Raw genomic sequence first — 23,277 nt, 5'->3', positions numbered from 1 at the left:
TTAACACAAGTATTGAATTTTCTTTACAAAGAGTTATTCTGAAAGAACGCCTCACACTCGCACTGTTTCAAATTTACACTAGACTGCTTTCGAAATTCACTTCAAAGTGCGAAGAGAAGCGCAGAACCGCAGTGTACACCCAAGTACATGAGGACTCAGGCACCTGCTCGATAAATTAGTTTGTCGCTACGATAGAGTATTGCAAGAAATCTATTTGGAAATGGGTGCTTGGTTAAAAGGAGAGTGTCATGACAGGAAGCAAAATTCAAAGTTTTGACTTATTCAAAGCGGCTATGGGAAACCTAGAATATTTAACGGAAATTAATAAGGATACAAAAAGCCAGGCCCACTTTTTAACGACTATTGAGGAAGGCGAATTGACTATCCCAAATATTCTCGAGTGCATTCAAATTGTTAAAAATCCGCAGATAAAATCGCTCTTAATTATTTACTTATTAAGCCAAAAAGAATATTTATCTTGTTTAAAAGGTGACTCATTATTAAACAGGCTAACCCATCAAGATCATCATATCCCTTCACGTCTTAATGCTCTCGTGCATCAATTAGACTTAAAAACTCTCTCACCCCAATTGATTGACAAACTAGAACCCGAGTCAGCGATTAGTATTCTTTGTTCTGTTCCTCATTTTCATCAATTGACTAAAGTCCAAGTAGAGGCCCTTCTTGAACGATACCCTCTCTATGAAAGACACAAGGTTCTTACTTATTGGATTAATCATTTTGCCTTAATGCCTAATGCTCATTACATCTTGGCTCATTTTATGAATATCGCAGGTCCAAATGTTATTGACGAATTAGGTAAAATGGAACCGAGCCAAAAAAAAGCAGTGGTGGTTAATATCATTGAGAATTTAGGATTATTTCATAACCTTCCTAATAGGTTTCTCGACCATGCGCACGAAGAATCTCATTTGATGTTGGCAATACGCCTCTATCTTAATGGTCATTATAATAAAACCTATGCATTTTATATTAATCAATTAACGAAAAAACTGTTAGCTAAAAATTACCCGTTCTCATTAGAAGCAGTAGAACTCCTTTTTTTCTTAAATGATAAGCTTGCATTTAAGGAATTAGCATCTAAAACCGCGTACTTAACCAATCGCTATTTACGAACCAATGCGTTAGAAGGGAATGCGGCATTATTTTATCAAAATAAACGAATCAATATGCCGAGGATGCTCCAAAATATTCATTTAAATCCTTCCATCCCCGGAATTCCAAAAGAACAAAGACCATCAATACCCCCTGATGAAAGTCCATTCATAAAAGAGTTGGTTCAACGGGGCAAGTCAATTAATTGCCTTGAGTATTTTTTATTACACTATAAAGGCAGTGTGGAACCCATTCTTAAGTTGCTTAATGATTATATGGAGTTTTATGAGCGTTCTGTAGACGTCATCACGCGCAACAAAGCAATCCACCACATTGGCTTCATGTTAAAACGTCCCGAAATAGACCAAGCGGTAAAAGAAACCATATTTTCAGCCTTTTTAAGCCATCCTGTTTTTTTTGATGAACAAATCATTTATCACTTATTTTTATTTGATGCAAAGAGAGTTATTCGTTATTTTGGCCTCCGTGGTGGAAAAGAAAATCATCAACGAGTCATTGACTTATGTACCTTGGCTCTAAAAAATCTTAACACTGAAAAAAATCAGGAAATTATTCAAATTGCTCAACAAGCCCTCTCTGAAGCACAAGTAGAATTAAAATTCTCTAATGAGTATGGATTTTTTTCTGATTTAATTAACTGGATTAAACGATGTTGGATATATGGGTGGACCGGATTTTTTAAACCCAATTCACCCGAGTTTGTTGCACCAACATCATACTATGTAGAAGAAAACAATAACTCTTCTTCCTTAAGCCGAACAAAAAGTACCGAATCAGCGCAAGAATCAGAAACAATGCTTCTGGATTTGTTGAACAAAATTGCCCTTCCTTTAACACAAGAAAAATTTGCAGAAATCATTAAAGCACTCGATAGATTTTCGCTACAAACAATGCCTAAGAGTGAGTTAATTACCCGACAAAAATTGCATAAGTTATACCATTATGTAATGAAACATAGGGAAGAGAATGAAAGCATTTATCATTGGCTAAAGGACAACCAGAATCCATTCGTCATGAATCAATTTCGACTTTTAGAGCTGATGTTAAAAGAAAAATCACGTGAAGAGATTGATTCATTACTTTCACAGGTCAACGAAGATTCTGATCAACTGCAATATATTTCTGATGAGTTGGATGAGCTCATGCCAGAACTAGTAGTTGTTCCCTGTAAAAAACCGGCACCAAGCTCGGAAACAAGTGATTTTGTAGCAAGCGCAGGTAAAATACTCTCCAAATATACATGCGAAGCAACTGTATATGCACAAAGTGCCTTGAGTTGGGCTGAGGGTTTTTTTGCCAAAATGAAAAAGCCTGAACTAGCGGAAGAAGAGGCCTTTGAAGTGGAGCATATTGAATCGTTTAAAACGATAATAAACAGTAAAGGAACGATTACGACTTGAGTTTCCAACGTTTATGCATCCAATTCCACTGTTCAGGATGAGCCAAAATAATCCGTTCTAATGCTTGATTATAAGCTAACGTATTATAATAAAGAGACTCTTGAGCTGAATCATAATCTTTCCATGGAATGGGATCATAAAACTCCAGGACATGCTTCCCATTGGGTAATCTATATCCAGCAGCTGGAATTACAGGAACTCCGGTATAACGAGATAGGGTTGCAAGGCTACGGTAAGTTCCTGCTTTCACGCCAAAAAACTCAACAGCGATACCATCTCGGTTGGCCAGTGAGGCATGTTGATCGAGAACGAAAATTACTGCATGATTTTTTTCCAAAGCAGCACAAACCTTATCGAGAGAATTCTTTTTAGGAATCACATTTAAGCCGACTTGGTAGTACTGTTTAAATAAACTTCGTTCGATAAATTTAATTGACAAGGTTCGACGAATAAAATGAAACTGACCTTGAAATTCTTTAAAATTTAAAACACCACCAATGGGTGCAACCTCCCAATTGCCAAAATGTCCTGTTAGGACTAAAACTCCTTTTTGTTGTGCTACAACTGCCAGCATATGTTCATGGCCGCGCACCTCTACCAGATTGCGTAAATCCCCTTCGGACATAAAACGCAATTGAATGGCTTCTTTAAAGGACTTAAGCAAATGTGTGTAGTAGGATGTAGCAAGTCGTTTTTTTTGGGTGCTATTCAATTGCTCGCCAAAAACACGATCAATATTTGCCATCACGACTTTTCGCTTATAAGGCAAAAACTTATAGACGAATCGGCCAAGTAAACTTAGAGGCAATTCATTAATTTTTTGTTCTAATTCAGTCACAAGCTTTAATCACCAAACAGGCATTCATACTGGCAAATCCTCGATTGATCGTCAGTGCATAAGGACCACGTTTTAACGCTTGATGCTCCGTACTTACGGACAATCCTTGGCAACTGGGTGCAACCTTCTGCAAATTCGCTATACCGGGTACACACTGAGAAGAGAGTGCATAAGTAGCCATTACTGTGTCAATCAAACCAGAAGCACATATAGTATGCCCCATAGACCATTTGAATGCCGTTACAGGAATTTCTTGTTCGGCAAAAACACTTTGTATCGCCTGAGATTCACTATAATCCGACTTACTATTCCCATTACCATGCGCGACAATAAAGCCTAAGTCATTAGGATTTAATTCAACACATTCTAAAGTACGATGTATCAACTCAGCAAGTTGCTGTCCACTTGTATCGAGAGAAAACAACCCTTCAGCTTCAGTGGTTGATAATCCACCCATAACTTCACCATAGCACGTGGCTGAGCGCGCCCGCATACTGGCCTCACTTTCCAATACTAAAGCAGCAGCACCTTCGGCCAAAATCGTACCATCATGCGACTCATCAAAAGGTTTTAAGTGTTGATTGCTTAATACCCCTAATTGCTCATAGTAAAATAAGGCTTGAGGTTCAGTAGCCATATCATAGGCAACCACAACCGCTCGCTCTGCCTGACCACTGCGAATAGCATGATAGGCTTCCAATAAAGCTTGTGTTCCGCCAACCGCATGGTTTGTTACATTATGATTGGGGCCTTTAAATTCATAGGTTATCCCTGTGTAGGCAAGAACATTATTAGGCAATATGCGTAATAACCACATCGGATGAACTGTTTCAAATAGATGTTGTGCAAATTGGTGCATATTCCTTTGCGTTTTTGCGAGCAAAGGTAAAAAATCATATTGTTGAAAATATTTATTCCCTGGTGAACCGACGAAAACAGCCGTTTGTTCATTAAATGAATTAGGGTCTTCAAGAGTATCACGATAAGCAATCATTTGACTGTGCTCGATTGCTTGTACTGCAGCATGAATTCCCATTACATCCTGCCGTGAAATAACTTTCATCAACTTGCGATCAGGTAGCATTTTTGCTGGATTAAATTCTTTTAACTCACCACCCAAACGATGAGGCCATTGCGATAAATCCCAGTGAGTTATTTCAGCAATTCCATTTTTACCTGAAAGAATTGCATCCCAGGTTGCATCCGCAGTAGCGCCTGAAGCAGTTAGTGCACTTCGTCCTGTAATAAATACTCTGTTACTCTGACTCATATACCCGCTCCTTCAAATTCAGGATGCTTAAATAACAAGCAACTATTAGAGCCACCAAATCCAAATGAATTGGAGAGAACCACTCCCAAAGAACGTTCACGCGGTCCATCAACCACATAATCCAAATCACACTCTGGGTCAGGGGTAGTTAAATTGGCGGTTTTGGGTATCGTTGCTTGCTCTATGGATTTAACTGATAAAACAGCCTCTAGCGCACCGGCCGCAGCAATCAAATGTCCGGTTTGACTTTTGGTCGAACTCACAGGCAAGTTTGCGACAGACTCTCCAAAAACTGCTTTAATGGCATTCGTTTCACTTAAGTCATTCATTTTGGTTGAGGTACCATGTGCATTAATGTAATCCACATCAGAAGCTTGGACTCCAGCATCCTGAAGAGCACGCTCAATTGCTTGTATTGCCCCATCGCCATTTGGATGCGAATCAGTAATTCGATAAGAGCTTAGTGAATTACCTTCGCCGGCTAATTCTGCGTAAATATGAGCGCCTCGCGCTTTTGCCTTACTCCATTCTTCCAGAATTAAAAAAGCAGCCCCTTCTCCTAAAACAAAACCATTGCGTGTTCCATCAAAAGGTCTACTTGCTGTTTCAGGCGTGCTGTTATAAGTAGATAAAGCACCTAATAAGCAAAAACTGGATAATCCCAAAGGATTAATCATTGAATCAAATCCTCCAGCCAGCATAAAATCAGCTTCACCCCGACGAATTACTTGCATTGCCAACCCTAGTGCTTGTCCACCTGATGCACAAGCGGTATGCACCGAGGAAGCATAACCTCTGATGCCAAATTGTTGGATCAACAAAGAAAGGCCTGAATTTGGCGTTGTTTTACCGAAATCAGATAATCTATAAAATTCTTGCGTATTCGCCAGCAAACTCGCCCAATCTGCTTCGCCATTTGGGGCACAAATTTCTTGAAATCGAGCTAAGTAATCAAATTCAGCAGTCATCATCCCACTGCCGGTAACAACCCCCCACTGTGCTGCAGTTTGCGCTGTTGGCAAAATCCCTGCATCATCAAAAGCTTGCTGCGCTGCTTCAAGCGCATAGCGGGTAAAATACACGGAAAAGCGACTCCGTTTGGTAGTTAAATTAGGAGCAAGCGAAAAATTCTTCACCTCAGCCGCAATATCGGTTGGAAAAGCACTGGCATCAAATTGTTTGATTTTAGAAATACCTGAACGCCCCTCCAATAAATTGGACCATGTAGACTGAACATCAAGCCCTAAAGGAGAAACAGCTCCCATACCTGTAATCGCAACTCGTCTTTTTTTCACTTTTATTTACCTCTGGGAATAAGCACTACATCGACCACACAAACACGTTTACCTGCAACCTCGCTACGATAAGCAAGAATTAATTCATCTTCAGTGTGCTTTTTGACCGTTACAAAACATTCAAGAACATCACCTGGATAGACAAACTCATTCATTTTTATTTTGCGACACTCGCTCACTTGATAGTCTACTGCATACCCTGCACGCCGAATAAATTCATGCGCCAAATTTAATTTACATTCCAATAATACCGTCATAGGTAATACCGGTTTTTTGGGGAAGTGATCTGCAAAATAAAGGGCCGCTCGTGATATTCTTTTTTCTGCGGTTAAACTAACCCCTGGTTGGCTGGAGCGAATTCGGTCAAACGTCATGGACACTACGGGCAAGTTCAAATCCATAATCAGATTGTCACTCAATATTGGTGCGCTCTCCTTACTGATAGCTAACCAATCACCTGGTCGATTAATTTCGGAATATTGCTGTTTCACTTCATCTAAATCGATAAAATCATTCATAGGGAGTAGAGGGCCTAAGGCGCCTTCAATACTGAAAACACGCTCATTACCTACTCTCGCTTCACTATGATATTGCATTACTGAACTATCTAAGTGCTCAATAAACGACTCAAGTAATAAAGTTTCACCTACATAGGCGGGCCGATGCATGGAAGATTTAGCAACAATACCTGCCACAGGTCTGCAGGTAAACTCTTGTAGCGCCATCACATTCCATGCAGCCAATTGCCCTAGGGTCTCTCCGATTAATGAGGGGATAAAACAGGGTCGTCCCTGCTCATCAACTGTGAGGCATGTATCATTGGGGGTAACATGTTTGATTCCCCGGATCACCTGACCAGGAGATGACTCCACTATACGATCAACGAATAAGAATCTCATCAGTATTTATTAAGCCCTATTAACCTTGAATTTAAAAAAACACCCGAATTAAGCTTCAGATCCAGCAGTTTGTTGTTCTTTGATTGCCGCAACAACTAATTTACAAAATGTTTCAATGGTAAATAGCATAGGTATTTCATTGACTTTCATATTGGGCTTAAATTGCTCAGCAGGAACTTCACTTAAGTAATTTTGCAATACCTTCAAACCCCTTTCGGTAATAATGCCACCTTTCTCGAATTCATCTTCTGCTAAATCACCACGTGCATTTTTTTCTAATTGGCCACGAGGGATTTTAATTTTGAATTCTTTCTCTAATTGGAATACCAAATCAAGAAAATCAATGGATTCTGCGCCCAGATCTGCTATCAACCGACTGTTAAGAGATACTTCTTCTACATCAATCACTAGCACATCAGCAACAATTTCCCTAACTTTAGGATAAACGTCTGCTACATTCATATTTTTTCCTCAGAGATAGCTAATTTACAAAGCCCGAAATTATACCATACATTTTTTTAAAGGCATAAAGTTAAGAATGATAAGGTATTAACCAACTTGACTATACCCTGCATCAACAAATAAAGTATGCGCATTAATCATGGCTGCTTCAGGCAAACATAAGAGATAAATGGCATTGGCCACATCTTGAGTGGTCAAGGGTCTATCGCTCAATGAGTGCGCCTGATATTCATCGAGCAGCTGTTCTCTATTTGGAAAATGCTTCAATGCGTCGGTATCGACTACTCCAGCAGAAACAGTATTCACTGTAATACCATCAACAGCCAACTCAAGGCTTAAAGAACGCACTAAAGCTTCAAGAGCCGCTTTAGATGCACCAATAAATGCATAATTAGGAATAGCTCGAGACGCACCAAGACTTGATAAAGCAATAATTCGACTGCCTTTAGGCATCAATGAACGTGCTTCTGTTGCCAAATGATTTAACGCCAGAGCATTAGTTTCCAAGCACCAGCGCCAATGTTTGGTAGACATCTTAAGTGCTGACTTTAAAACACCGCTTGCAGCATTACTTATTAAAAAATCAAGGCGATCAAAATGTGTACGGAATTGAGCAAGCATTTCTTTTACCGATTGATGATCGGCAACATTCGCTTGCAGAGCAACCGCTTTGCGTCCCATAGCCTGGATTTCCTCGACTAAAGATTGAGCTTCATCAGAACTGTTGTAATAAACTATGGCTATATCGCTTCCTGCTTGAGCTAACTTTAATGCAGTTGCCTTGCCGATGCCTCGTGCCCCGCCAGTAATTAATCCAACTTTACCTGCAAAAACCAAACTCATGGAATATTCCTCATTAACTTCACTTGATTAAAAAAAGTAGTGTTGATGCAATACCCTCGTGACAGCCCATAAATCATAGTCCGTGTAGCGCGGAAATTGACCAACAATTACAAAAAACTACATTTTCATTTTTATTGAGCAATAAAGCAATGTTTCGTGTATTAAATTTTTAAATATCTTGTTTCTAGAAGGCTAACTTTGTACTATCGGCACACGATAAAGATAAACATATATTAATGAATGAAGCATTCCTGGTTTAAAACTGTATTTCCTATAGCCGCGATTTTTTCTTTCCGCATGATGGGTTTGTTTTTACTCATCCCTGTATTTAGTATTTATGCAGAAAATTTACAAGGCGCAACACCGACATTAGTAGGGTTTGCTCTAGGAATTTATGGTCTTGCTCAAGGGCTCCTGCAAATGCCTTTTGGTATGCTCTCCGATAAAGTTGGAAGAAAGCCTATGATAGCCATAGGCTTACTCCTTTTTGCTTTGGGTAGTCTACTTGGTGCTCTAACGAATTCTATTTATGGGATGATAATTGCCAGAGCCTTACAAGGTACAGGTGCAATTGGTAGTGTTTTAATTGCCTTACTTGCGGATTTAACCCCTGATGAGCAACGCACTAAAGCAATGGCAGTCATTGGTATGACTATTGGCACCTCTTTTAGCCTCGCTATGGTTGTGAGTCCGGCTGTTACCCACCATTTTGGTCTCTCTGGTATTTTTACCTTAACGACTCTATTAGCAATAGCAGGGATCATCTTGCTTTATCTGGTAATCCCCAAACCTGTAAATGAACGTTTTCACGTTGATAGTGAAACAAATCCCGCTTTATTCAAGCAAGTTATTTCCAACGTGCAACTGCAACGTCTTAATGTTGGCATTTTCTGCCAGCATTTTATTCTCACCGCAACATTTTTTGCTATCCCCTTCATCCTAAGAAAGCAAGTGGAACAAGGCCATTTATCCCAACAATGGCATTTTTATCTGCCCATTATGATCATTTCATTTATACTCATGATCCCGTTTATTATTCTCGCGGAAAAGAAAAAGTGCATGAAAAGCGTTTTTCTTTCATCCGTATTCATAATGGCTTTGACTCAATTATTATTGGCCTATACCTTTCAAAATTGGATGAGTCTCTGTCTGCTCATGCTCATTTATTTTATTGCTTTTAATATCCTTGAGGCCGTATTGCCCTCTTTAGTATCCAAGCAGGCTAATCCTAATAATAAAGGAACTGCTATGGGTATTTATTCAACCAGCCAGTTTTTAGGACTCTTTCTTGGTGGGGCATTGGCAGGTATTTTGTATCAATGGAATAGCAGCCAGGGTATTTTTATCACTAATGCCATCTTAGGTATTATATGGTTACTTATTTCTCTTCCAATGAAATCAAACGTTTCTTTTTCAACACTTATTTTACCTTCTCCTTGGCTCCAAAAAAATGAACAAATTATTAGTCAACTATTGAATGCTAAAGGGGTAATTGAAGTGGCATTCGCAGAAAAAGAACAGGTTATTTATCTGCGTGTGGATAGAGAGCGCTATCTTGAGGGCAGTGCAGAAAAAATCATTTATCACGGAAATCACCAATAATGGAGCTATAAATGAAAATTTCTTTGAAACATCAAGCCACGGAGCACAGTAACGCAGCATCTTGTAACGTTACTGAGTATCATCTTAATGATCCCATGCTTGATTGTGCTGTAGCCAAAATATCAGGTCGATACCCTGAGACACGACGCGTCGTCAATTTAGCATGTAATGAATTAGCTTATGTGTTCCAGGGAGAAGGGAAACTCGTTGTTAATCATATGGAATATAGATTATCTGCTGGCGATGCCGTAATCATTGAGGCCGGTGAAAAATATTACTGGGAAGGAACAATGCAACTGTTTATTTCTTGTCGTCCTGCCTGGCATCAAGAACAGCATCAATTAGTCGATTAAATAATCCCATATTATTCGTCAATGTAGGTTGGTGCGAGGCTGAGCAGCAACCTACTGCAAATTCTTAGCTGATGATGCCAAACAAAACTACGTTACTGACGAATCAAGCGCAAATTTTTACCTGTAAATGAGGTCTTTTCAGTAGAGCGATAGGGATTGATATCCAAGCCACCCCGCCTTGTATATCGTCCATAGACCGTCAACTTTTCTGGTTTGCAATAATTCATAATATCGACAAAAATTCGTTCAATACATTGCTCATGAAACTCATTATGATTTCGATATGAAACCAGATATTTTAATAAGCCCTCTCGATTAATTTTTTTGCCTTTGTAAGCAATTTGTACGCTTCCCCAATCGGGTTGATTGGTAACCAGACAGTTTGATTTTAAAAGATTTGAATACAAAGTTTCTTCAACATCCTCATTGCTTACAGAAAGAAATGCAGGTTCAACAAGATAAACCGAACATTCTATATCAAGCTGATCAAGCGAATCACCCACTAATGACTGTTGTATGGAAAATTGAACGGAAGAATCCATATGATGAATCTTAACCCAAACCTCTGCGCCAACACGCTCCTGTAAATCCCTTTTGATCGTATTTTCTAATTCACTAACACTTGAAATCCGCGTGTTGTTGAATGAATTAAAATAAAGTTTTAAAGATTTTGATTCGATTAAGTTTGGGGAGTTGCACTCATAAAATAATTCTGCAATCGCTACCATAGGTTTCCCTTTGGCATTAAGCCAGGAAACTTCGTAGTGATTCCAACAATCAAACCCATAAAAAGGTAATCGAGTCGGATCCACTCCAATTTCCTGTCGTTTTCCTGCCCTGGGGATAGGATATAACCGATTTGGATTATAGGTTTCATCGTAAGCAGATTTTTTACCTAATTCAGATTGTTCCGCGTCAGATTGATATTTTTGCAAAACTTCATCATTCATTGTATTCAACTCCAAGATTTCTATTATTTTTGCGGTACTTTTCCAATTCACCGGCTGATTCATTTCCATTTGGCTGGAAATATAACTAAGAAGAGATGCCGCTTCATTAATTCGAGCTGCTTTTTCAGTCAGTTCACGTGCTTGTATACCTATCGACGTCATCACATCAAAATTGGGATTTTCCATAATTCTTTTTATGGTTGACAAAGAAAATCCCAAAAATTTTAGTGTGGTAATCTGCTGCAATCGCATTAAATCCATTTCAGAATAAAGACGATATCCATTCGCTAACCGCTTTGTAGGTTTTAATAAGCCAATTTCATCATAATATTGTAAGGACCTGACTGTTAATGAGGTCATTTGGCTAATCTCTTTGATTTGGTAATATCTCACTTAATCTTCTCCTGAACCAATATTGTAAACTATCACGTAACGTGAGAGTCAAGAAATTAATCACAAAGATAGTACTGAGAACAAACACTGCTTGCTGTTGTTTAGAAAAACGGAATTAAAAGTTCAGCTCAACACATCAGTGCAAGGGATATATAAATTAGGTATACTCTTCTCCTAACTTTCGCATACAGGAGATCAGAAATGGCACGTGGTATAAATAAAGTCATCTTAATTGGTAACGTCGGTGTTGACCCAGATGTACGTTATTTACCCAATGGCAATGCGGTAACTACACTTTCCATTGCTACCAGTGAAGCGTGGAAAGATAAAGCAACGGGTGAAAAGCAGGAGCGGACCGAATGGCATAGGGTAGTCTGTTTTAACCGCTTAGGTGAAATCGCTGGTGAATACGTCCGTAAAGGTTCTAAACTCTATATTGAAGGCAGTTTAAGAACGAGAAAATGGCAAGATCAACAGGGTCAGGATAGATACACTACAGAGATTGTAGCAAATGACATTCAATTGTTAGACAGTAAAGGGGCTGGTTCATCCAGTTTTGATGAAATGCCACAGGCTCAATTTGCGCCAAGCAATCAAAGTGCTGCAAGACAACAACCAGCTCAAGTACCACAAGATGCTTTTGATCAATTGGATGATGATGTCCCATTCTAATTTCATCTGAATATTAGCCTCATCTCTTGTTTTACTGCCCTTATTGATAAGGCGCTTTCTGTTGACACTGTAACCTGGGTGAGGCCTGAGCCATAACCTGGGTTTCAGTGACATAATAATTTCCGGAATAGGGCTTCTCCTGCCGCTCAACTCGATACCCTGCTTTTCATTATTTAGAATTGAGTAGCACAATCCGTTATATAGACTATATCTTTAACCAATATTTCACTCATTCATCCTATTGAGGTGCCTATGGATAAAATAAATTTAGTTCAAAAATTTAAACTTTTTGGCGAGTTTTGGTCGCCACGTATTGTTGGAGAGCTTAATGGCCAATATATCAAACTTGCAAAATTCAAGGGAGAGTTCATCTGGCATAGCCATGCGAATGAAGACGAGCTGTTTTTAGTGGTCAAAGGCACTCTAAACATTGAGTTCAGGGATAAAATGGTTATCTTAAACGAAGGCGAATTTTATATTGTACCAAAAGGCGTAGAACATAAACCGATTGCACATGAAGAGACCCATGTTCTCCTTTTAGAGCCGAAATCAACAGAACAAACGGGGGGTATCCCAAGTGATTTACTCGTCGACAAACAATCTTGGATATAACTTTAATAAAACATATTAACATTCGTTGATTCACGACGGAGCATTGTAATGTTCAATATACTGATTTGCATATCCAGGCTATAAACTGGATTATGTTTGTAAAAAAAACCCGCATGAAGCGGGTTCTTTATTTAGTGAGGATACTAAAATTTATTCTTCAGATTCATCACTAACTACAGGTCTGTCTAATAGCTCAACAATTGCCATAGGAGCGTTGTCACCATCTCTAAAACCACACTTAATGATACGTACATAACCACCTGGACGTTCAACAAAACGGGGTCCTAAATCTGTAAACAATTTACCAACAGCAGACTTAGATCTCAAAATATCAAACGCATGACGACGTGTAGCTACTGAGTCAACTTTTGATACAGTAATTAAAGGTTCAATATAACGTCTTAGATCTTTAGCTTTGGGCAGAGTTGTTTTTATCAACTCATGCTCAATCAAAGAACAACACATGTTTGCAAACATAGCCTTTCTGTGGCTACTTGTACGGCCAAAACTACGACCTGAATTACGGTGACGCATAACCAAAACTCCTAAACTTTATTCGCCAAGATTTGCTGGCGGCCAATTCTCAAGTTTCATACCCAGCGATAATGAACGTGAAGCTAAAACATCCTTAATTTCGGTTAAAGATTTCTTACCAAGGTTAGGAGTTTTTAAGAGTTCATTTTCAGTTCTTTGTACTAAATCGCCTATATAATGAATATTTTCTGCTTTCAAACAATTTGCAGAACGAACAGTTAACTCTAAATCATCGACAGAACGTAGTAGAATAGGATCAAAATCATTGCGTTCTTTATTATCTGCGCGTGATTCTTCAAATTTCATGTCTACAAAAGCATGAAGTTGTCTTTGAAGAATACTAGCAGAAATTCGTATTGATTCTTCAGCATCAATAGTCCCATTAGTTTCTAACTCAATAGTTAACTTATCGAGGTCAGTTCGATTTTCTACACGAGCACTATCAACATAATAAGCCACTTTTTTAACTGGAGAGAAACTATTATCAATTTTAAGTTTCCCAACTGATTTTCTTTCTACTTCATCATCGAAATGTCTAATGAATGAATCAGTACTGTGGAAACCAATTCCTCGTTCAACTTTCAATGTCATATTTAATTTGCCTTTTTCATTCAAATTAGCAATGACCAACTCTGGATTGATAATTTCTAATCCATGAGTCAGTTGAATGTCACCAGCTGTAACTTGACAAGGACCTTGCTTGCTTAGTGTTACAATCGCTTCTTCACCGACTGTCATTTTTGTCGCAACTAACTTCAGGTTCAGTAAGATATCTACGACATCTTCCTGTACACCTTCAATTGTACTGTATTCATGTAGAACACCATCAATTGAAACTTCGGTAATCGCACTTCCAGGCATTGATGATAGTAAGATACGTCTCAAAGCATTGCCGAGAGTATGACCAAAGCCGCGCTCCAAAGGCTCTAAAACTATTTTAGCTTTATAGGGCGATTCTGCCTGGACCTTAAGAACATTAGGTGTCAACATTTCATTGATTTCAGTATACATTCAGCTATTTCTCCGAGCTTACTTAGAGTAAAGTTCTACAACTAAGTTTACGTTGTAGTCTGAAGATAAGTCAGTTAACGTTGGTGCTGTAGAGAATGTTCCTTTGAAAGAAGAAGTATCTACAGTAATCCAATCGCATGCAGCTCTTTGTTCTGATAAAGCTAAAGCAGCCTGGATACGACCTTGGGCTCTTGCCTTTTGACGAACAGATACAACATCACCTGGTTTTACTAGGAATGATGGAACGTTAACTACTTTATCATTAACAAGTATCGCTTTATGCGTAACTAATTGACGCGCTTCAGCACGTGTACTTGCAAAACCCATACGATAGACAACATTATCTAAACGTCGCTCAAGTAACGACATCAGATTTTCACCTGTTGAACCTTTCATACGAGCAGCCATTTTGTAATAGCCACGGAATTGCTTTTCAAGAACACCATATAATCTTCTGATTTTTTGTTTCTCTCGAAGCTGAATTCCATAACCATTCATACGTGGTTTTTTATCACCATGTTGTCCAGGTAACTTTTCAGATTTACATTTGGACTTATGATCGCGGACACCGCTTTTAAGTAATAAATCACAACCTTCACGACGTGATAACTTACATTTTGGACCAAGATATCTAGCCATTAATTACTCCTGAGTCTTATACACGACGTTTTTTAGGTGGCTTACACCCATTATGAGGTATACCAGTAACATCGGTAATTTCAACAATTTTGAAATCCTGTGATATTAATTCACGAATAGTGGATTCTCTTCCAGGTCCGGGACCATGAACAAAAACAGCCACAGATTTCATACCGTATTCTTTTGCAACAGCAGCAGCACGCTCAGTAGCAACCTGTGCAGCATAAGGAGTACTCTTTCTAGACCCTCTAAAGCCTGAGCCGCCAGATGTTGCCCAACACAGTGCATTACCTTGTCTATCAGTAAAGGTCACTATCGTATTATTAAAAGAAGCATGAACGTGTACGATACCATCAGATACTACACGCTTCGCCTTCTTGCGTACTTTTTGTTGTTTTGACTTAGTTATTGCCATCTTACTTTCCTACATGAAAAATCAAACGGTAGTGCCCTTTCTGCGACCTTTTCGTGTACGAGCATTAGTTTTCGTACGTTGTCCGCGCAATGGCAACCCTCTTCTGTGTCTTAGACCACGATAACATCCTAGATCCATAAGGCGCTTAATGTTCATCGTCACAACACGACGCAAATCACCTTCCACTGTTATTTTTGCAATTTCTGTTCTTAAAGACTCAAGTTGAGCATCGGTCAGTTCTGAAACCTTTTTAGAAGGTTCAATACCAACTGCAGAACACAGTTTTAAGGATGTAGGTTTACCAATACCATATATTGCTGTTAAAGCAATCACAACATGTTTGTGATCAGGTATATTTACTCCTGCAATACGAGCCATTAACTTCTCCGAACGTTATTTGTTCTGTCGAAAGGGACAGAAGAATACTATTTTTATAAAATTAAATCAAGCAGAGTTTAACCTTGCTTTTGTTTATGTCTGGCATCTTTACAAATAACTCGTATAGTGCCACTTCTTTTAATAATCTTGCAATTGCGACAAATTCGCTTTACAGATGCTCTTACTTTCATTCTTAACTCCGATAAAAATCATAAAAGACCAGGTAATTTAGTACCTTTAAAATTAGCCTTTTTCATTAAAGAATCATATTGCTGAGTCATTAAATGTGCTTGTACCTGAGCTACAAAATCCATAATAACAACTACGATAATCAGCAATGACGTTCCTCCGAAATAAAAAGGGACATGCCATGTATACATCAAAATCTGAGGCAAAAGACAAACTAGAACCAAATAAATTGCACCAACTAATGTCAGACGAGTCATGACACCATCAATATATTTAGTTGTTTGTTCACCAGGTCTAATTCCGGGTATATATGCACCAGATTTTTTTAAATTATCAGCAGTATCTTTGGGATTAAACACCAGAGCTGCATAAAAGAACGCAAAAAATATAATAGCAACTGCATATACTATTAAATATAAAGGCTGTCCGGGAGATAATGCCATTCCTACATCGGCAAGCCACCCTAAACCTTTAGTATGTGAGAAAAACTGTGCCAAAGTTGCCGGTAATAAGATAATACTGGATGCAAAAATAGGTGGTATCACACCAGACATATTAATCTTTAAAGGTAAATGACTTGTTTGGGCAGCATAAACCTTTCTACCTTGTGTTCTTTGCGCATAATTAACCCGTATACGTCGTTGTGCGCGCTCCATAAATACTACAAATCCTGTTACAACTACCACTACCACTGCAATAATGATCAAAGTTAATGCTTGCATTTGTCCTTCTTTAACTTGTTGAAGAACAGAAGCAATTGCCGTAGGCATGCTTGATACAATTCCCGAAAAGATAATTAGTGAAATTCCATTACCAACACCTTTTTCAGTAATTTGCTCACCTAACCACATTAAGAACATAGTTCCTGTAACCAAAGTTACAACTGCAGTAAAGTAAAATGAAAAGTCAGCTTGAAGTGCAATTTGTTGTCCAGCTAACCAGCGTGCCATCCCTAAAGATTGAAACACAGAAAGCACTAGAGTTAAATATCGGGTGTATTGGTTTATTTTTCTACGTCCAGACTCACCTTCTTTTTTAAGTTGTTCAAGTTTTGGTGACACAACTGAGAACAACTGTATGATAATGGACGCTGAAATATAAGGCATAATACCTATTGCAAAAACCGTAACACGCGATAATGCACCACCAGAAAACATATTGAATAAGCCAAAAATTGTATTCTGTTGTTCATTAAAAAAGTTAGCCAACCGTGCTGGGTCTAAACCTGGAACAGGTATATGAGCCCCCAACCGATAAACTAAAATACCAAGAACAACGAACAATAATCTTGATTTTAGTTCAGCCAATCCACCACGTGATTGGCTTGCATTATGTTTTTGGTTTTTCATAGTCACTCTTCTATGCTGCCGCCTAAACCTTCAATGGCTAAACGAGCTCCTTTAGTGACCCTTAAACCTTTAAGTTTGATGGCAGTAGTTAATTCACCGGATAAAATAACTTTTACATCTTTAATAGAGCTGTTTATTAAGCCCGCTTCACGTAAAACATTTAAGTCAATTACATCAGCAGAAAGCTTTGCCAGTTCACTAAGACATACTTGATCTACAGTTTTACTAACTCGCGATTTAAAGCCCATTTTTGGCAGTCTTCTTTGAATAGGCATTTGTCCGCCCTCAAAGTTAATTTTATGAAAACCACCAGCTCTCGCTTTTTGACCTTTATGTCCTTTACCACTTGTTTTACCTAGCCCGGATCCTATACCACGTCCTAAGCGTCTTTTAGGGCGTCTTGAACCAGGATCTGGTGATAGTGAATTTAAATTCATTATGCACTCTCCTCAACCAGCAACAAGTAATCTACTATATTAATAAGACCACGGATTGCTGGCGTATCATTATGTGATACGCTTGAATTAGTTTTACCTAGACCTAATTGTTTTACTATAGAAATATGCTTTGGTTTTCTGCCTATAATGCTTTTAACCAAAGTTATTTTAATTTTCTTTTCCATAATTAGCCCGCCATAACTTCTTCAACAGTTTTACCACGCTTGGCCGCAACATAATCTGGAGTACCGATATTAGTTAAAGCAGCGATCGTAGCTCTTACAATATTACTTGGATTGGTTGAACCAATACTTTTAGCTAATATATTTTGCACGCCTAAAACTTCTAATACGGCTCGCATCGCACCACCGGCAATAATTCCAGTACCTTCACTAGCAGGTTTCATAAATACTTTAGAAGCCCCATAGTTCCAAGTAATTTCGTGGAAAATAGTTGATCCAGAAAGTGGAATATAAACCATATTTTTCTTTGCTTGTTCCATTGCTTTTTGAATTGCAATTGGAACTTCTCTCGCCTTACCTCTACCAAAGCCAACTTTACCTTTGCCGTCGCCGACGACAACAAGTACTGCGAAACCAAAAACACGGCCTCCTTTGACAACTTTAGCGGTACGGTTAACCGACACTAACTTTTCTTGGTAGCCATCTGATTTTGGTGATGATTCATCGTATGCCATAATCGTTCCTTAAAAATCTAATCCAGCTTCGCGCGCACCTTCTGCAAGGGCTTTCACTCGGCCATGATATTTATAACCAGCACGATCAAATGCAACTTGAGTAATGCCATGCTCACTCGCACGCTTACCTAGTAATTTCCCAACTAGATTAGCCTGTTCTACTTTACATTTACCAGTCAAGTTAGCTCGTAATTCTTTGTCCTTAGTTGAACATGCTACCAGTACTTTATCTCCAAGCGTATCAGCTTGAACAATTTGCGAGTAAATATGCAAACCACTTCTATAAACTACTAGTCTTGCTCTTCCCGATTTACGAATCAGTGCTTTTGCTTTTAATCCACGTCGAGCACGTGAGTTGTGTTTATTCATGACTTAAACCTTATTTCTTTTTCGCTTCTTTACGAGCAATATACTCGCCAGCAAGTTTAACACCTTTACCTTTATAGGGCTCTGGTGGTCTAAATGCTCTTATTTCAGAAGCTACTTGACCCAAAATTTGTTTATCAACACCTTTCAGTAATATCACTGTATTACTTGGTGTTTCAACCTGAACACCATTTGGTAAGTGGTATTCAATAGGATGAGAGAATCCTAAAGATAAGCTAATCGATTTATCTTTAGATTGTGCTCTATAACCTACACCAACTAGTTCCAAGGTTACAACAAAACCTTCGGTTACACCCTTCACCATGTTATTCACTAATGCTCTTGCCGTACCAGCTTGAGCCCAAGCTTTAGGATCATTTGCAGCAGGAGCAAACTCAACATGATTAGAATCTTTGTTTTTAGTTACTTTTACTAACCGATTAATTTTTTGGGTTAGTGTTCCTTTAGGCCCTTTTACAGTAATTTCACCATCACCTATTGTTATTTCAACATTTGCTGGTTGAACTACTGGGGCTTTTGCTACTCTAGACATATTATTCCTCGCAAGTATTAAGCCACTTCACAGATGACTTCGCCACCAACGCCTTTCATCTTTGCAGATATATGGGTCATTATACCTTGAGATGTAGACAATATAGCCACTCCAAAACCAGGAATAGAGGTTAAATCTTTATAAGACTTATATACTCGTAACCCAGGTCTACTAATTCTCTTAATGAGCTCAATAACAGGTCTGCCATGGTAATACTTCAGCTTTATCGTCATTAATTTAAGATTATTATCTAGTGGTTCTACAAAGAAGTTTTCAATATAGCCTTCTTCTTTTAAAACACGAGCAATTTCTTCTTTCAATTTAGAAGAAGTTAAAGTTATTTGCTGATGTTTTGCTTGTTGACCATTTCTAATTCGGGTCAGCATATCAGCAACTGGATCATGCATACTCACAATCGTTCTCCAATTAAAAAATTACCAGCTGGATTTTCTTCCGCCAGGTATATTACCAACCATTAGTTGTTGTCTTAAGCAAATTCTACAAAGACTAAATTTACGATACACGCCATGTGGACGACCACAGCATTGGCATCGAGTTTTGAAACGAACAGGATTTGAATTAACAGGCAATTTTGCTAGCTTTAACTGACTATCCATAATTACCTGAAAATCATCAGATGATTTAATCAATTGTTTCAATTCGTTTCTGCGTTTACTGTGCTTATCTACTAGTTTTTTACGCTTTAACTCTCTTATAAGCATTGATTTTTTAGCCACAATTTCACCCTTATTTTTTATCTCTATCTTTCAATGGAAGGTTAAAGGCTTCTAATAAAGCTTTAGCTTCTTCATTTGTTTTAGCACTTGTAGTAATACAAATATCTAAACCACGGATACCATCTGTTTTGTCGTAATCAATTTCTGGAAATACGATTTGTTCATGTATTCCCATACTATAATTACCAGTTCCATCAAAAGATTTAGGATTTAAACCACGAAAATCTCTCACACGCGGTAAAGTCACGGAAATTAATCGGTCTAAAAACTCATACATACGTTGACGTCTTAGTGTTACTTTACAGCCTATTGGCCATCCTTCTCTAATTTTAAAACCAGCAATAGATTTTCTTGCTTTAGTAACAACAGGTTTTTGTCCAGCAATTAAAGTCATATCTTCAACAGCATGATTCATCACCTTTTTATCACCAACAGCTTCACCAACACCCATATTTAAAGTGACTTTGAGCAGTTTAGGAACTTCCATAACGCTGGAATAGTTGAACCGTTTCATCATCATTGGGATGATTTCTTTCTTATAAAATTCATTAAGTCTTGCCATTTCAACCACCTAATTAAACACGGTCAATTATTTCATTGTCAGATTTAAAATATCTAACTTTTGTATTTACACCGTTACTCTCAATAAATTTAAATCCTACTTTATCTGCTTTATTAGTGTTGGGATTAAAATGAGCAACGTTTGAAACGTGTACTGGCGCTTCAAGAGTAACAATTCCACCCTTGTTTTCAGGCTTTTGTGGGTTGGGCTTAACATGTTTCTTTATTAAGTTTCCACCTTCAACAACAACGCCATTTTCAGTGACACGTAGGACTTTACCTCTATGACCTTTACTTTTACCGGCAATTATAATTACATCATCGCCTTTTTGAATACGTTTCATATCTAAATCCTTCTCACAAAACTTCTGCAGCCAGAGATATTATTTTCATAAATCTCTCTCGTAGCTCGCGAGTAACGGGGCCAAATATACGAGTACCTATTGGCTCGTTTTGGTTATTTAAAAGTACTGCTGCGTTGCCATCGAAACGAATTAAAGAGCCATCATCTCTACGAACGCCTTGTGCTGTACGCACTACTACAGCTTTCATTACAGCACCTTTCTTTACTTTACTTCTGGGTATTGCATCTTTAATACTTACTTTAATTACATCGCCTACACGGGCATATCTACGGTGCGACCCGCCAAGCACTTTAATACACATAACTTTACGTGCTCCGCTATTGTCAGCCACTTCGAGCACTGTCTGCATTTGGATCATTTTTTACTCCAGCTCTGATTTCGACCAGAAAAAGGTTGCTGATTATATCAGGCCTTTTAGGGTTTTAAAAGTAAATCAACAGGGTTGATTAAGAAATTACTTCGACTAATACCCAGCTTTTTGTTTTAGAGAGTGGTCTTGACTCACGGATCTTTACAATATTACCAATTTTGCATACTTGATTTTCATCGTGAGCATGTAATTTGGTTCTACGTTTCATAATTTTTCCATACTTTGGATGCTTAACAGAACGTTCAATCATCACAACTATGGTCTTATCCATTTTGTCACTAACTACTTTTCCAACCATTGTTCTGGCATTTGATTCACTATTAGACATGTCAATTACCTGCCTTTTCAGTCAACATTGTTTTAACTCTTGCCACTGACTTACGCACCATGGTGATGAGATGTGTTTTATCTAGTGAGCCACTTGCTTTCTTCATTCGCAAATTTAATTGTTCTTTACGCAATGAAAGCAATTCGTTTTGCAGTTCTTCTATGGACAAGCTGCGTAATTCTTCAATCTTTTTCATTACATCACCTTCCTTTCTTCAAATATAACTTTGAAAGGAAGTTTTGCTTTAGCCAGATCAAAAGCTTCCATCGCAAGCTCTCTGGATACACCTTCCATTTCAAATAAAACTTTGCCAGGTTGTATTTGAGCAACCCAATATTCAACGCTACCTTTACCTTTACCTTGTCTTACTTCTAAAGGTTTTTGTGTAATAGGCTTGTCTGGGAATACTCTAATCCAAATTTTACCACCACGTTTAATATGACGTGTCATTGCTCTTCGAGCTGCTTCGATTTGTCTTGCTGTTAAACGACCACGCTCAAGAGCTTTCAAACCAAATTCACCGAAGCTGATGTTGCTGCCGCGTAGCGCCAAGCCTCTATTACGGCCTTTCATCTGCTTGCGGTATTTCGTACGTTTAGGTTGTAACATGATTCTTAATCCTCACTCACTGGGCAACGTCAGATGATCTTTTCTTTTGTGGGAGAATTTCGCCCTTGAAGATCCAGACTTTTACGCCAATAATACCGTAGGTAGTTTTAGACTCTGCTGTACCATAATCGATATCTGCTCTGAATGTATGTAAAGGTACTCGCCCTTCTCGATACCACTCACTGCGAGCGATTTCAGCACCACCAAGTCTGCCGCTGACACAAATTTTAATTCCCTTAGCACCAGCCTTAAGAGCAGAAGTTACTGCACGTTTCATAGCACGTCGGAACATAACACGTTGTTCTAACTGTTGCGCAATTCCTTCAGCAACTAAGGTTGCATCAAGTTCAGGCTTTTTAATTTCTTCAATATTAAGGTGTACTGGCACGCCTAATTTGCCGGAAATTTCACTACGTAATGTTTCAATACCACCACCCTTTTTACCGATAATTACACCAGGTCGTGCGGTGAGTATTGTAACTACTGCATTATTAGCAGGACGTTCAATAAGAATCTTGCTTACAGCAGCAGCCATAAGTTTCTTTTTCAGTTCAGTACGTAATTTTATATCTTGAATTAAAAATTCAGCATATTTTTTACCAGCGAACCACTTAGAGTTCCAGTCTTTAATAATACCAAGGCGTATGCCTATAGGGTTAACTTTTTGTCCCATTGCTATTCCTCGTCAGACACTTTAATCGTGATATGGCAGGTACGTTTACAAATTCTATTTGCACGTCCTTTAGCTCTGGGACTAATGCGTTTTAAAGTCATTGCTTCATCAACACAGACCATACCTACTTTCAAATCATCAATATCTGCTCCATTATTATTTTCAGCATTAGCAATTGCTGATTCTAATAATTTAAGCATTAATTGAGCACCTTTTTTTGGTGTAAACTTGAGGACATCAAGTGCACCAGATACTTTCATATTTCGTATCATATCTGCTACCAATCTGCCCTTTTGAGCGGATAAGGGAGCACCTTTCAATTTTGCTGTAACTTCCATCA

Annotated in this window: 34 protein-coding genes and 1 pseudogene; 5 read left to right on the top strand and 30 right to left on the bottom strand. The window is 38.4% G+C overall.

Annotation, left to right across the window (positions count from 1 at the left end; all coding sequences use genetic code 11):
• The first annotated feature begins 248 nt into the window (after positions 1 to 248).
• The gene (locus OQJ26_RS01675) at positions 249 to 2,537 is read left to right on the top strand and encodes a hypothetical protein (RefSeq protein WP_265702144.1); all 2,289 of its coding nucleotides are present in this window, start codon (positions 249 to 251) and stop codon (positions 2,535 to 2,537) included.
• On the opposite strand, the gene OQJ26_RS01670 is transcribed toward OQJ26_RS01675, so the two are convergent.
• The 6 genes from OQJ26_RS01670 to fabL all read right to left on the bottom strand — a co-directional run bounded on the left by OQJ26_RS01670 (position 2,527) and on the right by fabL (position 8,144).
• Positions 2,527 to 3,375 carry a lysophospholipid acyltransferase family protein gene (locus OQJ26_RS01670; RefSeq protein ID WP_265702143.1) on the bottom strand — a complete coding sequence of 283 codons (849 nt, stop codon included), beginning with the start codon at positions 3,373 to 3,375 and terminating at the stop codon, positions 2,527 to 2,529. The two genes, OQJ26_RS01675 and OQJ26_RS01670, sit on opposite strands and share 11 nt — an antisense overlap.
• The gene (locus OQJ26_RS01665) at positions 3,368 to 4,645 is read right to left on the bottom strand and encodes a beta-ketoacyl-[acyl-carrier-protein] synthase family protein (RefSeq protein WP_265702142.1); all 1,278 of its coding nucleotides are present in this window, start codon (positions 4,643 to 4,645) and stop codon (positions 3,368 to 3,370) included. The genes OQJ26_RS01670 and OQJ26_RS01665 overlap by 8 nt, the downstream gene beginning before the upstream one ends.
• Positions 4,642 to 5,940: a beta-ketoacyl-[acyl-carrier-protein] synthase family protein gene (locus OQJ26_RS01660; protein ID WP_265702141.1), complete on the bottom strand. Its 1,299-nt coding sequence runs from the start codon at positions 5,938 to 5,940 to the stop codon at positions 4,642 to 4,644. The genes OQJ26_RS01665 and OQJ26_RS01660 overlap by 4 nt, the downstream gene beginning before the upstream one ends.
• Before the next feature lie 2 nt (positions 5,941 to 5,942).
• Complete coding sequence (locus OQJ26_RS01655) at positions 5,943 to 6,839, bottom strand: 3-hydroxyacyl-ACP dehydratase FabZ family protein (RefSeq protein WP_265702140.1); 897 nt, start codon at positions 6,837 to 6,839, stop codon at positions 5,943 to 5,945.
• 48 nt (positions 6,840 to 6,887) lie between these two features.
• Entirely contained in the window at positions 6,888 to 7,301 is a 414-nt protein-coding gene (locus OQJ26_RS01650; protein ID WP_265702139.1) for an acyl carrier protein, read from the bottom strand.
• Between the two features lie 87 nt (positions 7,302 to 7,388).
• A complete protein-coding gene (gene fabL, locus OQJ26_RS01645) occupies positions 7,389 to 8,144 on the bottom strand; it encodes an enoyl-[acyl-carrier-protein] reductase FabL (protein WP_265702138.1) in 756 nt (251 codons plus the stop codon).
• A 240-nt stretch (positions 8,145 to 8,384) separates the two neighbouring features.
• On the opposite strand from fabL, the gene OQJ26_RS01640 reads away from it, so the two are divergent.
• Both OQJ26_RS01640 and OQJ26_RS01635 read left to right on the top strand, forming a co-directional pair.
• Entirely contained in the window at positions 8,385 to 9,746 is a 1,362-nt protein-coding gene (locus tag OQJ26_RS01640) for an MFS transporter (RefSeq protein ID WP_265702137.1), read from the top strand.
• Between the two features lie 11 nt (positions 9,747 to 9,757).
• Complete coding sequence (locus OQJ26_RS01635; RefSeq protein WP_265702136.1) at positions 9,758 to 10,099, top strand: cupin domain-containing protein; 342 nt, start codon at positions 9,758 to 9,760, stop codon at positions 10,097 to 10,099.
• 92 nt (positions 10,100 to 10,191) lie between these two features.
• On the opposite strand, the gene queF is transcribed toward OQJ26_RS01635, so the two are convergent.
• Positions 10,192 to 11,049, bottom strand: coding sequence for an NADPH-dependent 7-cyano-7-deazaguanine reductase QueF (gene queF, locus OQJ26_RS01630; RefSeq protein WP_322783952.1), 858 nt, complete (start codon positions 11,047 to 11,049; stop codon positions 10,192 to 10,194).
• A 240-nt stretch (positions 11,050 to 11,289) separates the two neighbouring features.
• Positions 11,290 to 11,409, bottom strand: a pseudogene (locus OQJ26_RS19430) (MerR family DNA-binding transcriptional regulator); the annotation flags it as partial.
• Between the two features lie 234 nt (positions 11,410 to 11,643).
• On the opposite strand from OQJ26_RS19430, the gene ssb reads away from it, so the two are divergent.
• Positions 11,644 to 12,114, top strand: a complete 471-nt coding sequence (ssb, locus tag OQJ26_RS01625; protein WP_265702134.1) for a single-stranded DNA-binding protein — start codon at positions 11,644 to 11,646, stop codon at positions 12,112 to 12,114.
• A gap of 252 nt (positions 12,115 to 12,366) precedes the next feature.
• On the top strand, positions 12,367 to 12,726 hold the full coding sequence (locus OQJ26_RS01620; protein ID WP_265702133.1) for a cupin domain-containing protein: 360 nt from the start codon (positions 12,367 to 12,369) through the stop codon (positions 12,724 to 12,726).
• 150 nt (positions 12,727 to 12,876) lie between these two features.
• On the opposite strand, the gene rplQ is transcribed toward OQJ26_RS01620, so the two are convergent.
• The 22 genes from rplQ to rplV form a co-directional block, all read right to left on the bottom strand.
• Positions 12,877 to 13,260, bottom strand: coding sequence for a 50S ribosomal protein L17 (rplQ, locus tag OQJ26_RS01615; protein WP_265702132.1), 384 nt, complete (start codon positions 13,258 to 13,260; stop codon positions 12,877 to 12,879).
• A gap of 18 nt (positions 13,261 to 13,278) precedes the next feature.
• On the bottom strand, positions 13,279 to 14,271 hold the full coding sequence (locus tag OQJ26_RS01610) for a DNA-directed RNA polymerase subunit alpha (RefSeq protein WP_028381374.1): 993 nt from the start codon (positions 14,269 to 14,271) through the stop codon (positions 13,279 to 13,281).
• 18 nt (positions 14,272 to 14,289) lie between these two features.
• Positions 14,290 to 14,910 (bottom strand): 30S ribosomal protein S4, encoded by a 621-nt coding sequence (gene rpsD / locus OQJ26_RS01605; protein ID WP_265702131.1) that lies wholly within the window; start codon positions 14,908 to 14,910, stop codon positions 14,290 to 14,292.
• 16 nt (positions 14,911 to 14,926) lie between these two features.
• Positions 14,927 to 15,325 carry a 30S ribosomal protein S11 gene (gene rpsK, locus OQJ26_RS01600; protein WP_003633055.1) on the bottom strand — a complete coding sequence of 133 codons (399 nt, stop codon included), beginning with the start codon at positions 15,323 to 15,325 and terminating at the stop codon, positions 14,927 to 14,929.
• 21 nt (positions 15,326 to 15,346) lie between these two features.
• On the bottom strand, positions 15,347 to 15,703 hold the full coding sequence (gene rpsM / locus OQJ26_RS01595; protein ID WP_019233380.1) for a 30S ribosomal protein S13: 357 nt from the start codon (positions 15,701 to 15,703) through the stop codon (positions 15,347 to 15,349).
• Between the two features lie 77 nt (positions 15,704 to 15,780).
• Positions 15,781 to 15,894: a 50S ribosomal protein L36 gene (rpmJ, locus tag OQJ26_RS01590; protein ID WP_010946099.1), complete on the bottom strand. Its 114-nt coding sequence runs from the start codon at positions 15,892 to 15,894 to the stop codon at positions 15,781 to 15,783.
• A gap of 18 nt (positions 15,895 to 15,912) precedes the next feature.
• Positions 15,913 to 17,241, bottom strand: coding sequence for a preprotein translocase subunit SecY (gene secY / locus OQJ26_RS01585; RefSeq protein WP_265702130.1), 1,329 nt, complete (start codon positions 17,239 to 17,241; stop codon positions 15,913 to 15,915).
• 2 nt (positions 17,242 to 17,243) lie between these two features.
• Positions 17,244 to 17,678 carry a 50S ribosomal protein L15 gene (gene rplO / locus OQJ26_RS01580; protein WP_265702129.1) on the bottom strand — a complete coding sequence of 145 codons (435 nt, stop codon included), beginning with the start codon at positions 17,676 to 17,678 and terminating at the stop codon, positions 17,244 to 17,246.
• A complete protein-coding gene (gene rpmD, locus OQJ26_RS01575) occupies positions 17,678 to 17,863 on the bottom strand; it encodes a 50S ribosomal protein L30 (protein WP_028381379.1) in 186 nt (61 codons plus the stop codon). Before rpmD ends, rplO begins: the two co-directional genes overlap by 1 nt.
• Positions 17,864 to 17,865: 2 nt before the next feature.
• Positions 17,866 to 18,375 (bottom strand): 30S ribosomal protein S5, encoded by a 510-nt coding sequence (rpsE, locus tag OQJ26_RS01570; protein WP_028381380.1) that lies wholly within the window; start codon positions 18,373 to 18,375, stop codon positions 17,866 to 17,868.
• Between the two features lie 9 nt (positions 18,376 to 18,384).
• A complete protein-coding gene (gene rplR / locus OQJ26_RS01565; RefSeq protein ID WP_265702128.1) occupies positions 18,385 to 18,744 on the bottom strand; it encodes a 50S ribosomal protein L18 in 360 nt (119 codons plus the stop codon).
• A 10-nt stretch (positions 18,745 to 18,754) separates the two neighbouring features.
• Entirely contained in the window at positions 18,755 to 19,294 is a 540-nt protein-coding gene (gene rplF, locus OQJ26_RS01560; protein WP_265702127.1) for a 50S ribosomal protein L6, read from the bottom strand.
• 17 nt (positions 19,295 to 19,311) lie between these two features.
• Positions 19,312 to 19,701, bottom strand: coding sequence for a 30S ribosomal protein S8 (gene rpsH, locus OQJ26_RS01555; protein ID WP_197718080.1), 390 nt, complete (start codon positions 19,699 to 19,701; stop codon positions 19,312 to 19,314).
• A gap of 27 nt (positions 19,702 to 19,728) precedes the next feature.
• Positions 19,729 to 20,031, bottom strand: a complete 303-nt coding sequence (rpsN, locus tag OQJ26_RS01550) for a 30S ribosomal protein S14 (protein ID WP_265702126.1) — start codon at positions 20,029 to 20,031, stop codon at positions 19,729 to 19,731.
• Between the two features lie 10 nt (positions 20,032 to 20,041).
• Positions 20,042 to 20,593, bottom strand: a complete 552-nt coding sequence (gene rplE / locus OQJ26_RS01545) for a 50S ribosomal protein L5 (protein WP_028381385.1) — start codon at positions 20,591 to 20,593, stop codon at positions 20,042 to 20,044.
• Positions 20,594 to 20,606: 13 nt separating this feature from the next.
• Positions 20,607 to 20,936, bottom strand: coding sequence for a 50S ribosomal protein L24 (gene rplX, locus OQJ26_RS01540; protein WP_265702125.1), 330 nt, complete (start codon positions 20,934 to 20,936; stop codon positions 20,607 to 20,609).
• A 13-nt stretch (positions 20,937 to 20,949) separates the two neighbouring features.
• Positions 20,950 to 21,315 carry a 50S ribosomal protein L14 gene (gene rplN / locus OQJ26_RS01535; protein WP_006872243.1) on the bottom strand — a complete coding sequence of 122 codons (366 nt, stop codon included), beginning with the start codon at positions 21,313 to 21,315 and terminating at the stop codon, positions 20,950 to 20,952.
• A gap of 88 nt (positions 21,316 to 21,403) precedes the next feature.
• On the bottom strand, positions 21,404 to 21,655 hold the full coding sequence (rpsQ, locus tag OQJ26_RS01530; RefSeq protein WP_010654824.1) for a 30S ribosomal protein S17: 252 nt from the start codon (positions 21,653 to 21,655) through the stop codon (positions 21,404 to 21,406).
• A gap of 1 nt (position 21,656) precedes the next feature.
• The gene (gene rpmC, locus OQJ26_RS01525) at positions 21,657 to 21,851 is read right to left on the bottom strand and encodes a 50S ribosomal protein L29 (RefSeq protein WP_265702124.1); all 195 of its coding nucleotides are present in this window, start codon (positions 21,849 to 21,851) and stop codon (positions 21,657 to 21,659) included.
• Complete coding sequence (gene rplP, locus OQJ26_RS01520) at positions 21,851 to 22,264, bottom strand: 50S ribosomal protein L16 (RefSeq protein ID WP_003633085.1); 414 nt, start codon at positions 22,262 to 22,264, stop codon at positions 21,851 to 21,853. Before rplP ends, rpmC begins: the two co-directional genes overlap by 1 nt.
• A gap of 16 nt (positions 22,265 to 22,280) precedes the next feature.
• Positions 22,281 to 22,937 carry a 30S ribosomal protein S3 gene (rpsC, locus tag OQJ26_RS01515; protein ID WP_265702123.1) on the bottom strand — a complete coding sequence of 219 codons (657 nt, stop codon included), beginning with the start codon at positions 22,935 to 22,937 and terminating at the stop codon, positions 22,281 to 22,283.
• A 2-nt stretch (positions 22,938 to 22,939) separates the two neighbouring features.
• On the bottom strand, positions 22,940 to 23,275 hold the full coding sequence (gene rplV, locus OQJ26_RS01510; RefSeq protein WP_003633087.1) for a 50S ribosomal protein L22: 336 nt from the start codon (positions 23,273 to 23,275) through the stop codon (positions 22,940 to 22,942).
• Positions 23,276 to 23,277: the final 2 nt, after the last annotated feature.

Origin of the sequence: Legionella sheltonii (assembly GCF_026191355.1) — a bacterium.
GTDB lineage: Bacteria > Pseudomonadota > Gammaproteobacteria > Legionellales > Legionellaceae > Legionella > Legionella sheltonii.
The sequence above is the reverse complement of the archived record's forward strand: the minus strand, read 5'-3'. Positions and strand labels throughout refer to the sequence as shown.